Below are 13634 nucleotides of genomic sequence, written 5' to 3' on the forward strand. Positions count from 1 at the left end.
TTCAAAAAATCACAGATCGAGCATCGCGCGCACCGCCGTTTTCCATGCCACACGCCGATAGCTCGACAGCGCGGAAGTAAACTCCTTGCTCCTCTATTTTAAATGAAAAAAATTACATCGCTAGAAAAATCTTACTGGCATTATGGTATCTTTATGTTATGTTTCCGAGCGAGCTTAGGGAGGTTTCGGCTGCGCGCCAGATCTGGGATTTGTCAAAGGCGGCGCGCTTGTCGTTGCCCGTGGAAGGGCCGAAGTTGGCAGCCGGATGCATCATCCCAGAGAATTCAGGGATTGGGAGGACTTCAGATGAATTTGATGCGCGTATTGCCCGCCGTGGGGCTTGCGGTGGTGACGAGATAGGCCTGCAATGATATCGACCCAGAAGATCATCATTGGCATAGATGCCGGCACCTCGGTCATCAAGGCCGTCGCCTTCGATCCGTCCGGACGCCAGATTGCCACGGCCTCCGTTCGCAACAGATACACCACCGGAGACGATGGCTCGGCAACGCAGTCGCTGGATCAGACCTGGCTCGATTGCGCCAGCGCGTTGCGTGGCCTTAGCGAAAAAGTCCCTGATCTTGCATCCCGCACCGCAGCCATCGCCGTCACCGGACAGGGCGACGGCACCTGGCTCGTCGGCCGCGGCAATACGCCGGTCGCCGATGCCTGGCTGTGGCTCGACGCGCGTGCTGCGCCGACGGTTACGGCACTTGCCGGCGGAACCCAGAACCGTGCCCGCTTCGAGGCAACGGGCACCGGCCTCAACACTTGCCAGCAGGGCGCGCAACTTGCCCATATGGATCGCTTCACGCCGGATCTTCTCGACCAGGCGGAGACGGCGCTGCACTGCAAGGACTGGCTCTATCTCAACCTCACAGGCGTGCGGGCGACCGATCCGTCCGAGGCGAGTTTCACCTTCGGCAATTTCAGAACGCGCCAGTATGATGCAGTGGTGATCGACGCGCTCGGCCTTGACCACAGGCGCGGGCTGCTGCCCGAAATCATCGACGGCAGCGAGATCGCCCACCCGCTGACATCGGAGGCGGCGAAGGCCTGTGGACTTCTGACCGGAACGCCGGTCTGCCTCGGCTATGTCGACATGGTGATGACGGCGCTTGGTGCAGGCGTGCGCAGCAGCGCTCGCAACGCCGCCTGCTCGACGATCGGCTCGACCGGCGTGCACTTGCGCGCCAAGTCCGTTGCCGACGTTCAGCTCAATCGTGAGGGCACCGGCTATGTGATCGCCCTGCCCATCCCCGGCATCGTCACCCAGGTCCAGACGAATATGGGCGCCACGATCAACATCGACTGGATCCTCGATGTCGCCGCCTATCTGATGGCCGAGGCAGGCAAGCCTGCTTCGCATGCAGACCTCATTGCGCGCATCGACGGCTGGTTTGCAGAAAGCCGACCGGGGGCGGTGCTTTACCACCCCTACATTTCAGAAGCGGGCGAACGTGGGCCTTTCGTCAACGCCAATGCGCGCGCGGGCTTCACCGGGCTTTCAATGCGTCACGGTTTCCCCGACCTGCTGCGCGGCGTGGTCGAAGGGTTGGGGCTTGCGACGCGCGACTGCTACGCGGCGATGGGCGCGATGCCCGAAGAGCTGCGGCTCACGGGCGGGGCAACACGCTCCGTCGCCCTTCGCCGCTCACTCTCGGCCGCCGTTAACGCACCGATCCGCCAGTCGCGCCGCGAGGAGACGGGGGCGGCCGGGGTGGCGATGATGGCCGCGGTGGCTGTCGGCGTCTATTCCAGCATGGACGATTGCATTGCCGACTGGGTGACGCCGCTGCTCGGCGATCCGGAAACACCGGATGCCAGTGAGGCCCACCGGTTCGACCGGCTTTTTTCTGCCTACACCGATGTACGCCAGGCAATGGCGCCCGCCTGGGACAAGCTCGCCGAAGCCGCAACGACATCGCCGGTGGGCGAGTAATCAAGTTCTGATGCAGCAGGCATCGAAGGAGTACGACATGACTGAACCCGAACTCCTGGATCTCTTCGTCATCGGCGGAGGCATCAACGGCGCGGGGATAGCACGCGATGCCGCGGGCCGCGGCTTGAAGGTCGTGCTGTGCGAAAAGGACGATCTGGCACAGGGAACGTCGTCACGTTCGGGCAAGCTGGTGCATGGCGGTTTGCGTTACCTCGAATATTACGAATTCCGCCTGGTGCGTGAGGCGTTGATCGAGCGTGAAGTGCTGCTCAATGCCGCGCCGCATATCATCTGGCCGATGCGCTTCGTCCTGCCGCACAGCCCAGAGGATCGCCCCGCATGGCTCGTGCGGCTCGGCCTCTTCCTCTATGATCATCTCGGCGGCCGCAAGAAGCTGCCCGGGACCCGCACGCTCAATCTGCTCCGCGACCCGGAAGGCACGCCGATCCTCGATCAATACACACGCGGCTTTGAATATTCCGATTGCTGGGTCGACGACGCCCGCCTCGTGACCTTGAATGCGGTCAGCGCAGCGGAAAACGGCGCCCTGGTGCTGACCCGCTCGCCCGCCGTGTCGGCCCGCCGCGAGAATGGCGGTTGGACCGTGGTCACCAAAAGCAACTCCACGGGAGAGACGCGAACCTTCCGTGCCAAATGTCTGGTGAACTGCGCCGGCCCCTGGGTGATGGACATCATCAATCGCGTCGCCGGATCGAACTCCGGCCGCAACGTCCGCCTCGTCAAGGGCAGCCACATCATCGTGCCGAAGTTCTGGGCGGGCGCCAATGCCTATCTGGTGCAGAACCACGACAAACGCGTCATTTTCATCAATCCCTACGAGGGCGACAAGGCGCTGATCGGGACGACCGATATCGCGTACGAAGGCCGGGCCGAGGATGTTACCGCCGACGAGACGGAGATCGAGTATCTGCTCCAGGCGGTCAATCGCTACTTCAAGGAAAAGCTGCGTCGCCACGATGTGCTGCACAGCTTCTCCGGCGTGCGCCCGCTGTTTGACGATGGCAAGGGCAATCCGTCGGCCGTTACCCGCGACTATGTCTTCGATCTCGACGAGACAGGCGCCGCCCCACTGCTCAACGTCTTCGGCGGCAAGATCACCACGTTCCGCGAGCTCGCTGAACGCGGCATGCAGCGCCTGAAGCACATCTTCCCGAACATGGGAGGCGACTGGACTGAGAAAGCGCCGCTGCCGGGCGGCGAAATTCCGAATGCCGACTACGAGAGCTTTGCCAACAGCCTGCGCGATATCTATCCCTGGATGCCGCGCAAGCTCGTGCATCACTATGGCCGTCTCTATGGCGCCCGCGCCAGGAATGTGGTTGCCGGTGCGACGGGCTTAGAAGGGCTCGGGCGGCATTTCGGTGGACAGCTCTATGAGGCCGAGGCCCGCTACCTCGTCGCCACGGAATGGGCCGAAACGGCCGACGACATCCTCTATCGCCGCACCAAACACTACCTCCATCTGAACGAAGCGGAGCGCGCGGCCTTTGGCGAGTGGTTTGCTTCAACCCGCCTTGCCGCCGCCTGAAGGATGCCGCCATGCCGCTGACCCTTTCGCTCAATACCAATCCGCTGGTGAACCGCTTCGCCGACCCAGACGATCTGATCGACACGGTTGCGCGTGACCTGCGGATCCGCGACCTCCAACTGACCCACGAATTTATCAATCCGAGCTGGCAGGCGCCCGTGATCAGCCGCCTGACGCGCACGATGAGCGCTGCGCTGAAGCGCACCGGCGTACGTGTCACCTCGGGCATGACAGGCCCCTACGGGCGCCTCAACCATTTCGGACATCCGGATGCCGATGTCCGCCGCTACTACGTCGACTGGTTCAAGACCTTTGCCGACATCACTGCCGATCTCGGCGGCCACGCGGTCGGAACGCAATTTGCGATCTTCACTTACAAGGACTTCGACGATCCGGCCAGACGCGAGGAGTTGATCAAGATCGCCATCGATTGTTGGGCTGATGTCGCCGAGCACGCGCGCGCCGCAGGCCTCTCCTACATGTTCTGGGAGCCGATGAGCATCGGCCGCGAGTTCGGCGAGACGATCGGCGCTTGCCTGTCGCTGCAGGAGCGGTTGACGGCCGCCGGAATGGCCATTCCGATGTGGATGATGGCGGATATCGATCATGGCGACATCACCTCCGCCGATCCCGATGACTACGACCCCTATGCCTGGGCGCGCGCCGTCCCGCCGGTATCGCCGATCATCCACATCAAACAGAGCCTGATGGACAAGGGCGGGCACCGGCCCTTTACCGCCGAATTCAACACCAAGGGCCGCATCCAGCCGGCACCTCTGCTCCAGGCACTGGCCGAAGGTGGGGCGAAGGACAATGAAATCTGCCTGGAACTCTCCTTCAAGGAACGCGAGCCGAACGATCGCCAGGTCATCCCGCAGATCGCCGAAAGCGTCGCCTTCTGGGCGCCGCATATCGACACCGGCGTCACTGACTTGAACATCTGAGGCGGAGATCTTTAAAAGGCAGCACTGCGATACGGCGGAATCGCCGCATGACCTTCGAAAAGGAGCCGTGATGACGGACGCCGATGATACGCTTGCCGTGCGTGCTGCCTGGCTTCACTATGCCGGTGGCCTGACGCAGTCCGACGTTGCTCGCCGCCTCGGCGTGCCGTCGGTAAAGGCCCATCGCCTGATCGCAAGAGCGGTTGCCGATGGTGTCGTCAAAGTCACCATCGACGGGGATATCGTCGAATGCGTCGAGCTGGAGATGCGGCTTTCGGAACGGTTCGGGCTTCAATATTGCGAGGTCGCCCCCGATCTCGGCGAGGAAGGCTTGCCGCTGCGCGCACTCGGTCATGCCGGCGCCGGCTATCTCAAGCGCGAGATCGAGCGCGGCGACAACACAGTCATCGGCCTTGGTCATGGCCGCACGCTTTCCGCCGCCGTCCAATATATGCCGAGGGTGAGCGCGAAGAACCTGCGCTTCGTCTCGTTGCTTGGCGGGTTGACACGAAACTATGGCGCCAATCCTTATGACGTGATGCATCGCATCGCCGAAAAGACCGGCGCCCACGCCTATGTGATGCCGGTTCCCTTTTTCGCCAATACCGGCGAGGACCGCGAAGTGCTGAAGGCGCAGCGTGCCGTCAAGGAGGTCTTCGATCTTGCCAATAATGCTGACCTGAAGCTCGTCGGCCTGGGAACTGTCGATGCCGAGGCGCAGCTTGTTTTGTCCGGCATGGTCGAACCCGGTGAAATCGACGACATTGCCGCAGCTGGCGGCGTCGGCGAAATCCTCGGACATTTTTTCGACGCCGACGGCCACATCCTCGACACCGCGCTGACGGCGCGCACGCTCTCTGCGTCTTTCCCTAAGACCAAGAAAGAGCGGCTTGTGGCGCTGGCGGGCGGACAGTCGAAAGTGGCGGCCATCCGGGCAATTCTGAATAGCCGCCGTCTTTTCGGGCTGATCACCGATGAGCGAACTGCGCAGGCGCTGCTGAAGTAGCTATGGGAAGACAACAACATTTTATCGCAAAATAACACAATAAATGTTGATTATCACGCATACTCCGTTATCTTAACATCAACGAGGGTGGGAGAGCGGGATGAGGCGAGAAGAGCGGCAGCAGTTGATCGTCAACCTGCTCGTCGAAAACAAGACCGTCGATCTCGACGACCTTGCCGATCGCTTCACCGTGTCAAAGATGACGATCCATCGCGATCTCGACGATCTCGAGCAGGCGGGCGTCCTGCGCAAGGTTCGCGGCGGCGCGACCATTGATGCCGGAACGCAGTTCGAAAGCGATTTCCGCATTCGCGAGCGCCAAGGCAGCGAAGCCAAGCTGGCTATGGCTGAGACCGCGCTGGAACTGGTCGAGCCGGGGATGACGGTGATGGTAAATGACGGCTCAATGGCGGCCGTGCTCGGGGAAATGCTGCTGCAGAAGCGGCCGCTGACGTTGATCACCAACAATGCGGCGATCATGGAGCGGCTGAAAGGCGAAACCGGCATCACGCTGATCGCGCTTGGCGGCATCTATTCGGCGAAATTCAACGCCTATCTCGGCGTCGTCACCGAGGAGGCACTGTCGCGGCTGAGGGCCGACATCGCCTTCATTTCAACGCCTGCCGTCAGCGGTGGGCGCGCCTATCATATGGACGACAACGTCGTGCGCGCCAAGCGGGCGATGATTGCGTCGTCGACCAGGACCTGCCTTCTGGTCAACCATCAGCGCATCGGCCACACCGCCCTGCATGTCATGGCGGATCTGGCCGATTTCGACGCGATTATCACCGACAGCGCACCGGATGCTGCTGTCCTGGAAGAATTCGAGCAGGCGGGCATTACGCTCACCATCGCATCAACGCAGGATCCGACATGACCGAAAAGCCGCGCTTCTGGATTGGCACCAGTTGGAAGATGAACAAGACGCTTGCTGAAGCCGAACATTTCGCCCGCGGTCTCGAAGCTGCCGACGCCGCGCGCGACCCGCATATCCAGCGCTTCGTCATTCCGTCTTTCACCGCCGTGCGCGAGGTCAAGGCGATGCTTGCCACGACCTCGGTGAAGGTCGGCGCCCAGAATATGCATTGGGCCGACCAGGGTGCCTGGACCGGCGAAGTCTCGCCGGTAATGCTGAAGGACTGCAATCTCGATCTCGTCGAGCTCGGTCATTCCGAACGGCGCGAACATTTTGGAGAGACCGACGAGACTGTGGGTCTGAAGACCGAAGCGGCCGTTCGCCACGGTCTCGTTCCGCTGATCTGCATTGGCGAGACGCTTTCCGACCGCGAAAGCGGAAAGGCCGCCGATATCCTCGCGACCCAGGTGCGCGGCGCGCTTTCGAAGCTTTCGGGCGCCCAAAAGGGTGCCGAAATCCTGCTGGCCTACGAGCCGGTCTGGGCGATCGGCGAGAAGGGCATCCCGGCGACCGCAGATTATGCGGATGCCCGCCAGTCTGAAATCATCGCCGTTGCTGAAGCTGTGCTGGGCCGGACGATCCCCTGCCTTTACGGCGGGTCGGTCAACCCCCAGAACTGCGAAGAACTGATCTTGAGCCCGCATATCGACGGGCTCTTCATCGGCCGTTCGGCCTGGAACGTCGAAGGTTACCTCGACATCCTGGCCAAATGCGCCGCCAAACTCTGAGGAGAAAGACCATGAAGCTTGCCATTGCAGGAGACAGCGCCGGCGAAGGCCTCGCCAAGATCCTGGCAGACCATCTGAAGGAGCGCTTCGACGTCTACGAAGTCTCGCGCACCAGCGCCGGCGCCGATCCTTTCTACGCTAACCTCTCGGACCGCGTCGCCTCAGGCGTCATCGACGGCACCTACGACAAGGCGATCCTTGTTTGCGGCACCGGCATCGGCGTCTGCATCTCGGCCAACAAGGTTCCGGGCATCCGCGCCGCCCTGACGCACGACACCTATTCTGCCGAGCGTGCCGCGCTTTCCAACAATGCGCAGATCATCACCATGGGAGCCCGCGTCATCGGAACCGAGCTTGCAAAGTCGATCGCTGATGCGTTTCTTGCCCAGACCTTCGACGAGAACGGCCGCTCTGCCGGTAACGTCAAGGCCATGGATGATCTCGACGCGAAGTACAGCGCCCGTTGAAGAATGCTGGCGGTGAAGTCGGATATATCTTGGTGGTTGCCGCCTCGTTCAAACGCACGTTGCGACAAAAAGAGTCATCGAAACAATAACATCTCCAGACTCGGAATACGGGAGATCTCTACGTGTTAAGTCCTTGAATTTAGATTCGTTTCGACTCGGAACAATTTGCCAGGTGATTCAGTTGAATCGCGTTGGTTGTGTGAGGGAGTCGCGTAGATGGTTGCCCCGCGGGCGAATTGGAAAGGCTACATCAAGTTTGGAGAAGTCGCGTTTCCTGTCGCGCTCTACACCGCGGCATCCTCCTCCGAACGGATCGCCTTCAACACTCTGAACCGAAAGACCGGCAATCGTGTTCGGCGCGAGTTCGTCGACAGCCAAACCGGCAATCCCGTCGAGCGTGAGGATCAGGTCAAAGGCTTTGAGATCGAGGACGGGCGATATGTCGTCCTCGAACCCGACGAAGTCGCGGCAGCCATTCCAAACAGCGACAAGACACTTACGGTCGAAGCGTTCATTCCCTGCGAGGAAGTCGATGATGTCTATTTCGACAAGCCCTACTACCTTGCTCCTGACAAGATAGGCGGCGACGCCTACAAGCTGCTGCGCGACGGCATGAAAAAGGCCAGGGTTGCTGCAATTGCTCGCACGGTCTTGTTCCGGCGTCTGCGCACCGTTCTCATTCGGCCGCACGGCAACGGCCTGGTTGGTTCCACCTTGAACTATGACTATGAGGTCCGTTCGTCGCAAAAGGCTTTCGAGGAAATGCCGGACCTCAAGATCGAAGGTGAGATGCTGGAGCTCGCCAAACACATCATCAACACGAAAAAGGGCCAATTTGATCCCAAGCAGTTTGACGACCGCTATGAGGCGGCGGTGGCAGAGCTTGTGAAGGCTAAGATTGAGGGCCGGACGCTGCCGAAGAAGAAGACGCCCCCGGCATCCAAGCCCGGCGACCTCCTTCAGGCGCTGCGTGAAAGTGCCGGAATGTCCGCGTCCGCCAAGACCAAGCGCTCAGCGGTTAACGCCAATGCCGGAAAGGGGCGCCAGACGGCAGCGCGTGCGACGTCGGCGAAATCGCGTGGCACCGGTGGCGCTCAACACCGCCGCGCCAGCTGATTGGAGGATTCCATGGCCCTTCGTCCCCACTGGAAAGGCTACCTCAAGCTGTCGCTCGTCACCTGCCCTGTTCAGATGATGCCGGCGACGTCGGAAAATGAGAAGGTCCGCTTCCACACCTTGAACCGAGAGACGCAGAACCGCGTCGTCAGCCATTATGTCGATTCCGTCACCGGCAAGGAGGTGAAGGACGAGGACGAGGTGAAGGGTTATCAGCGCGGGGAGAACGGGTATGTCATTCTGGAAGATGAGGAACTCGAAAACGTTGCACTCGACAGTACCAAGACAATCGACATCGAAGTTTTCGCACCGCGGGATGGCGTCGACTGGATCTGGCTCGATACGCCCTACTATCTTTCTCCGGACGATCCGGTCGGCCAGGAAGCGTTTTCCGTCATCCGCGACGCCATGGCCGCCGAGAATATGGTCGGCATATCAAGACTCGTGATCTCAAGGCGGGAACGCGCCGTCATGCTGGAGCCACGCGGCAAGGGCATCGTGCTCTGGACGCTGCGATATGGTGATGAGGTGCGCAACGCCGACACCTATTTCGAGAGGGTCGATGACGAGGCTGCCGACAGCGAGATGATGCCGCTCGTCCAGCAGCTCATCAAAAAGCAGACGCAACACTGGAGCCCGACGATGGTCTCCGATCCCGTTCAGGACAAGCTCCTCGATATCATCGACGCGAAGAAGAAGCAGATGAAAAAGCCGAGCAGGGCAAAGCCCAAGGCTGGGGAAAAACAACAACCGGCACCGAGCAATGTCATCAATATCATGGATGCCCTGCGCAAGTCGGTCGAAGCGGAAAACCGCCCGGGGAGGCGTTAAACCCAATCATGACGCGCCCGCGCCGCCCCATTCTGCCTTTGCTCGACGAGTCCCACGCAACGCTGCAGTCTCGTCCGATCCGCAAGCGCGATCCCGACCAGCCAAGCCTGCCCTTCGATCCAATGCCGTTGCGCGTCGAGCCCTGCCTTGCGCTGCTGAAGCCGACCGTGCCTGTGGGGTCGGATTGGCTCTATGAGGTCAAGTTGGATGGCTATCGATTGGCAATCCATGTTGAGCCGAAGGGCGTGCGGGTCACCACTCGCGGCGGCCATGATTGGACCCATCGCTTCCCCACCATCGCCGCTGCAGCAAAAGCGCTTGGGGTAACGACAGCCATCCTCGATGGCGAGGCGGTCGTTCTTGACGCGCAGGGCCGATCGGATTTTGGCGCCCTGCAGCGTTCGCTTGGCGGGCGGGGCGGCAAGCGAGTGTCGATAGAGTCGATCCTCGTCGCCTTCGACCTTCTCTATCTCGACGGTCACGATCTCACTGGCACCGAGCTTGACGTGCGACGGCACCTTCTTGAAGACCTGATACCGGAAGGCGGCAATGGCACGATCAGCATTTCCGAAGAAATAGACCTGCCGGCCGAAGATCTCCTCGAGCACGCCTGCCATCGTCATCTGGAAGGCATCATCGCCAAGCATCGCGACCGGCCCTACCGCAGCGGCCGCACGGGCGACTGGCTGAAGATCAAGTGCGTCCAGAGCGAAAGCTTCATGATCGTCGGCTACGAGCAGTCGGCATCCGCCCGCGGCGGCATCGGCAGCCTGCTTGTGGCCGGCAGACAAGGTTTCGACTGGGTTTACGTGGGGTCGGTCGGGACTGGTTTCAGTGCCAGGGATGCGGAGCAGCTAAAAAAGACGCTCGATCGGTTGAAGACGAGCCGGCCGGTTACTCCGTTGAAGGGCAAGCGCCTCGTCTTCGTGCAGCCGACGCTGATTGCCGAGATCGAGTTTCGCGGCTGGACCGATGACGGCAATCTCCGCCATGCGTCCTACAAGGGGCTGCGCGAGGTTCAAGATAACGCCGCTGTCTTCGATATGACTGGCTTCATGGGCGATTGAGGAACCACCATCAGCCTTCCGCTTTGATGCGCCGCCGCCGCCAAGCCTTCACGATGCTGACGATGGAGCCAAGACCCGACATCGTTCCATACGACGACCTGCGGCCCGGCACGCTGGCGATCAAGCAGTTCGGCTAAATCGCCTTCTCGCAAAACAAGATAAATAGTCGACGAAGCGGCCGACATCACGTATGCCGCTCATATGTCGCTCCGATAGACAATAGAAAGTGACAACCATGGCAAACCCGCCCCGCAGACCTGTCAATCCACTGGATGCTGCCGAAGCATTGTTCAAACCCGCGAAGAAGAAGCCGGAACAAGCCGTTGAGCGGCCGGCACTGCCGAATGTCAAGGAGCTTGTTTCGCTCAAGATCGACAGTGATGTGCTTGCCTTTTTCCAGGAAAATGGCGCTGGCTGGCAGGATCGTATCAACGATACGTTGCGCGCTGCGATGAAGAACGGCCTCTGACCCTATTGCACCATCTTGTACGCCACGGGTGGTCGCTGTGATGCCGAATGCACTGCACCGGCTACTCCGCAGCGGCGGCGTACATGTTCTCTTCGCCTTTTTGGCAATGGGCAGCTGGGCGGTTTTCGCCAATCGCGCGCACGCCATGCCATTGCCACTCTATGCCGGCCTTGTGCAGGGTACGATATCCGCCTGCCTGACGCTTTTCCTGAAATCCGTCATCGACTGGCTTTCAAAGCGCTTCGTCGGATCTGTGCGATTTTGGGCGCCGCCTCTCATTGCCTGTATCGGCTCAGCCAGCATTCTCGTGGCAATCCATGCGGCGACCGGCACGCCGGAAATACTCAAGACCATCGCATTTCCGCTGCTCGTATCGACGAGCTACGCGGCAATTTACAATTATTCGATCTCGGCAAGACGAGGTGTCGATACATGATGGGAAGGCTCCGCTGCAGGAAGCAACGGCGTGCCTGCGGTAGACTTCACTCCTTCACTGCGCCGGTCATCGAGGAGACGTAGTAGTCCACGAAGAACGAGTAGAACATGACCACTGCCCGAGGCATATGTAGAGCGTGGCCGTTCAGGTGAGGCGGACACGATTGCAGCTCTCGCAGGAATTATGGGTCATCGGCGTAAGGAAGCTGAGGCGGAGCGACGCCGGCTGGTAAAGGCGTCGAAGACAAACGTTGGGCGAAAACCAACCCAATCAGGTGCCTCTCATCGCATCTCATCATTCTCATTCATCAATGCGTGACACGGTTGGCGCGCGCGCGAACATGAAAAGCGCATTCATGAATGACTGTCATAGGTTCATGCCAAACATCCCATCTAATCCGATCAATGGTAGGGCAGTATATTTCCTCCGGCACAGAGCGAGGACGCAGCAATAATAGATCGAGACGCAAGACCGTCAGTCAGGCGTCAGCTTCCCGGCGCGGCTACGACCCGGACTGCTGAGGGATCAGCATAGGCTCCCCTTGTGTGCCCACTTGCGGACGTGGCGGAGGGCTACCGCGCCATGGACGAACGCCGGGCCATCAAGACGCTGCTTCGACGGTAGGGGCGGTTGGCCGCTCCGGCGAGCCTTAAAGCTTATGTGTCTGATTAAACCTTCGACGGAGACAAATTCATGAAGAAGATCGCAGCCACCATCGCAATGTCCACACTGGCAGCAGCGGGCGCCGAAGCCGAAGACAGGCGCGCGCGCGTTGCCCCTCCGGCCGTCTACGAGACCGCGCCGGGTCTTGGGCATTTCACCGACGACGTGCTGTTCGGTGAGGTCTGGGAACGTCAGGAACTTTCGCCTCGTGACCGCAGCCTCGTGACCGTTGCCACCCTGGTGGCAACCGGCAAGGCCGCGCAGACCGGAAGCCATGTCCGCCGGGCACTCGACAACGGCGTGAAGCCTGAAGAGATCGGCGAACTGATCACGCAGCTTGCCTTCTATACCGGCTGGCCCAATGCCATGTCTGCTGTCACCGAGACGAAGAAGGTATTCGAAGAGCGCGGGATCGGCACCGTTTCGAACAGCGATGCCGCCCGGATCGACTTTGACGCTGCGGCCGAGGCGGCGCGTGCGGCGACCGTGGACACCAATGTCGCATCGACGGCGTCGGCGCTTGCCGACCTCACCAACCGCGTCCTGTTCGGCGACCTCTGGCAGCGTCCAGATCTATCTGCCCGAGACCGCAGCCTCGTGACCATGGCGGCCCTGGTGGCGATCGGGCAGCCTGAACAGCTTCCTTTCCATGCGAACCGCGCGATGGACAATGGCCTGACGCGTGCAGAGGTTTCCGAGATCGTCACCCACATCGCTTTCTATGCCGGTTGGCCAAGAGCCATGTCCGCCGTTCCAGTGGTGAAACGTGTTTTCGATCAGCGCGAGACACCAACGGTAAAGGAGTCGACCGTGACGACAGAAATTAAAATCACACGCGCGGGGAATGGCAAGGCATCCGCACCGGAACAGTACTTCACGGGCAAAGTGGAAACGTCAGGATTCTATCGTGGCGATGCGCCGGCAAGGATTGGCGGCGCGACGGTGTCGTTTTCCGCTGGCGCCCGTACTGCATGGCATACCCATCCGCTTGGCCAGACGCTCTTCATCGTCTCCGGGAAAGGTTGGGTTCAGAAGGCGAATGGCCCCGTCGAACAGGTCGGCGCGGGTGATGTCGTCTGGATCCCGCCGCATATCAGACACTGGCATGGCGCCTCAATGGACGAGGGGATGACGCATTTCGCGGTCGCAGAAGCCCTGGACGGGAACTCGGTCACCTGGATGGAAAAGGTCTCCGACGACGAATACAATAAGGGCCGTCTGCTCGACTGATGACCCAGGTGCACCCCAGGAGGACGCGATGACACGTGAATTTCTCCGACGCCGTTTTCTGCAAGCGCTATCCCTCGCCGCGGCCACACTGCCGGTCATGATCTCCGCGCTTGGATAGTTCACGCTGTTGAACGAAAACGCTGGAGAGGTCGCGGATGCGCCACGTGCGTATCCCCGCTTCCGGCTTACTCACTCATGCGGATCCCCCCGGCATGAAAGAGATGACGTGTCATTCCGCGACTATCCATAATTCGCAGACATATACAATAT

Annotated in this window: 13 protein-coding genes and 1 pseudogene; 13 read left to right on the top strand and 1 reads right to left on the bottom strand. The window is 60.6% G+C overall.

What is annotated here, in order from left to right; all coding sequences use genetic code 11:
* Window positions 1–367 precede the first annotated feature (367 nt).
* The 12 genes from J3P73_RS24980 to J3P73_RS25035 all read left to right on the top strand — a co-directional run bounded on the left by J3P73_RS24980 (window position 368) and on the right by J3P73_RS25035 (window position 11471).
* Window positions 368–1942, top strand: coding sequence for an FGGY-family carbohydrate kinase (locus tag J3P73_RS24980; protein ID WP_024319816.1), 1575 nt, complete (start codon window positions 368–370; stop codon window positions 1940–1942).
* Between the two features lie 37 nt (window positions 1943–1979).
* The gene (locus J3P73_RS24985; protein ID WP_130673626.1) at window positions 1980–3491 is read left to right on the top strand and encodes a glycerol-3-phosphate dehydrogenase; all 1512 of its coding nucleotides are present in this window, start codon (window positions 1980–1982) and stop codon (window positions 3489–3491) included.
* An 11-nt stretch (window positions 3492–3502) separates the two neighbouring features.
* Window positions 3503–4435 (top strand): sugar phosphate isomerase/epimerase family protein, encoded by a 933-nt coding sequence (locus J3P73_RS24990; protein WP_024319818.1) that lies wholly within the window; start codon window positions 3503–3505, stop codon window positions 4433–4435.
* Between the two features lie 70 nt (window positions 4436–4505).
* Window positions 4506–5441, top strand: a complete 936-nt coding sequence (locus J3P73_RS24995; RefSeq protein ID WP_018480514.1) for a sugar-binding transcriptional regulator — start codon at window positions 4506–4508, stop codon at window positions 5439–5441.
* A 100-nt stretch (window positions 5442–5541) separates the two neighbouring features.
* Window positions 5542–6318 (top strand): DeoR/GlpR family DNA-binding transcription regulator, encoded by a 777-nt coding sequence (locus J3P73_RS25000; protein ID WP_017991649.1) that lies wholly within the window; start codon window positions 5542–5544, stop codon window positions 6316–6318.
* Window positions 6315–7085 carry a triose-phosphate isomerase gene (locus J3P73_RS25005; protein WP_018068525.1) on the top strand — a complete coding sequence of 257 codons (771 nt, stop codon included), beginning with the start codon at window positions 6315–6317 and terminating at the stop codon, window positions 7083–7085. The genes J3P73_RS25000 and J3P73_RS25005 overlap by 4 nt, the downstream gene beginning before the upstream one ends.
* Window positions 7086–7096: 11 nt before the next feature.
* Window positions 7097–7552 (top strand): D-erythrulose-4-phosphate isomerase, encoded by a 456-nt coding sequence (gene derI, locus J3P73_RS25010; protein ID WP_017996196.1) that lies wholly within the window; start codon window positions 7097–7099, stop codon window positions 7550–7552.
* Window positions 7553–7768: 216 nt separating this feature from the next.
* Window positions 7769–8668, top strand: a complete 900-nt coding sequence (ku, locus tag J3P73_RS25015; protein ID WP_018068524.1) for a non-homologous end joining protein Ku — start codon at window positions 7769–7771, stop codon at window positions 8666–8668.
* 12 nt (window positions 8669–8680) lie between these two features.
* On the top strand, window positions 8681–9499 hold the full coding sequence (gene ku / locus J3P73_RS25020) for a non-homologous end joining protein Ku (RefSeq protein WP_130665721.1): 819 nt from the start codon (window positions 8681–8683) through the stop codon (window positions 9497–9499).
* An 8-nt stretch (window positions 9500–9507) separates the two neighbouring features.
* A complete protein-coding gene (ligD, locus tag J3P73_RS25025) occupies window positions 9508–10566 on the top strand; it encodes a non-homologous end-joining DNA ligase (protein ID WP_130673627.1) in 1059 nt (352 codons plus the stop codon).
* Window positions 10567–10801: 235 nt separating this feature from the next.
* Complete coding sequence (locus J3P73_RS25030; protein ID WP_018068520.1) at window positions 10802–11035, top strand: BrnA antitoxin family protein; 234 nt, start codon at window positions 10802–10804, stop codon at window positions 11033–11035.
* A 40-nt stretch (window positions 11036–11075) separates the two neighbouring features.
* A complete protein-coding gene (locus J3P73_RS25035) occupies window positions 11076–11471 on the top strand; it encodes a hypothetical protein (RefSeq protein ID WP_032988777.1) in 396 nt (131 codons plus the stop codon).
* A 46-nt stretch (window positions 11472–11517) separates the two neighbouring features.
* On the opposite strand, the pseudogene J3P73_RS25040 reads toward J3P73_RS25035, so the two are convergent.
* Window positions 11518–11586, bottom strand: a pseudogene (locus J3P73_RS25040) (carbohydrate ABC transporter permease); the annotation flags it as partial.
* A gap of 578 nt (window positions 11587–12164) precedes the next feature.
* Between J3P73_RS25040 and J3P73_RS25050 the strand changes: the two are divergent.
* Window positions 12165–13364 carry a (R)-mandelonitrile lyase gene (locus J3P73_RS25050; protein WP_024319825.1) on the top strand — a complete coding sequence of 400 codons (1200 nt, stop codon included), beginning with the start codon at window positions 12165–12167 and terminating at the stop codon, window positions 13362–13364.
* Window positions 13365–13634 lie beyond the last annotated feature (270 nt).

The organism is Rhizobium ruizarguesonis (assembly GCF_017357285.1).
GTDB lineage: Bacteria > Pseudomonadota > Alphaproteobacteria > Rhizobiales > Rhizobiaceae > Rhizobium > Rhizobium ruizarguesonis.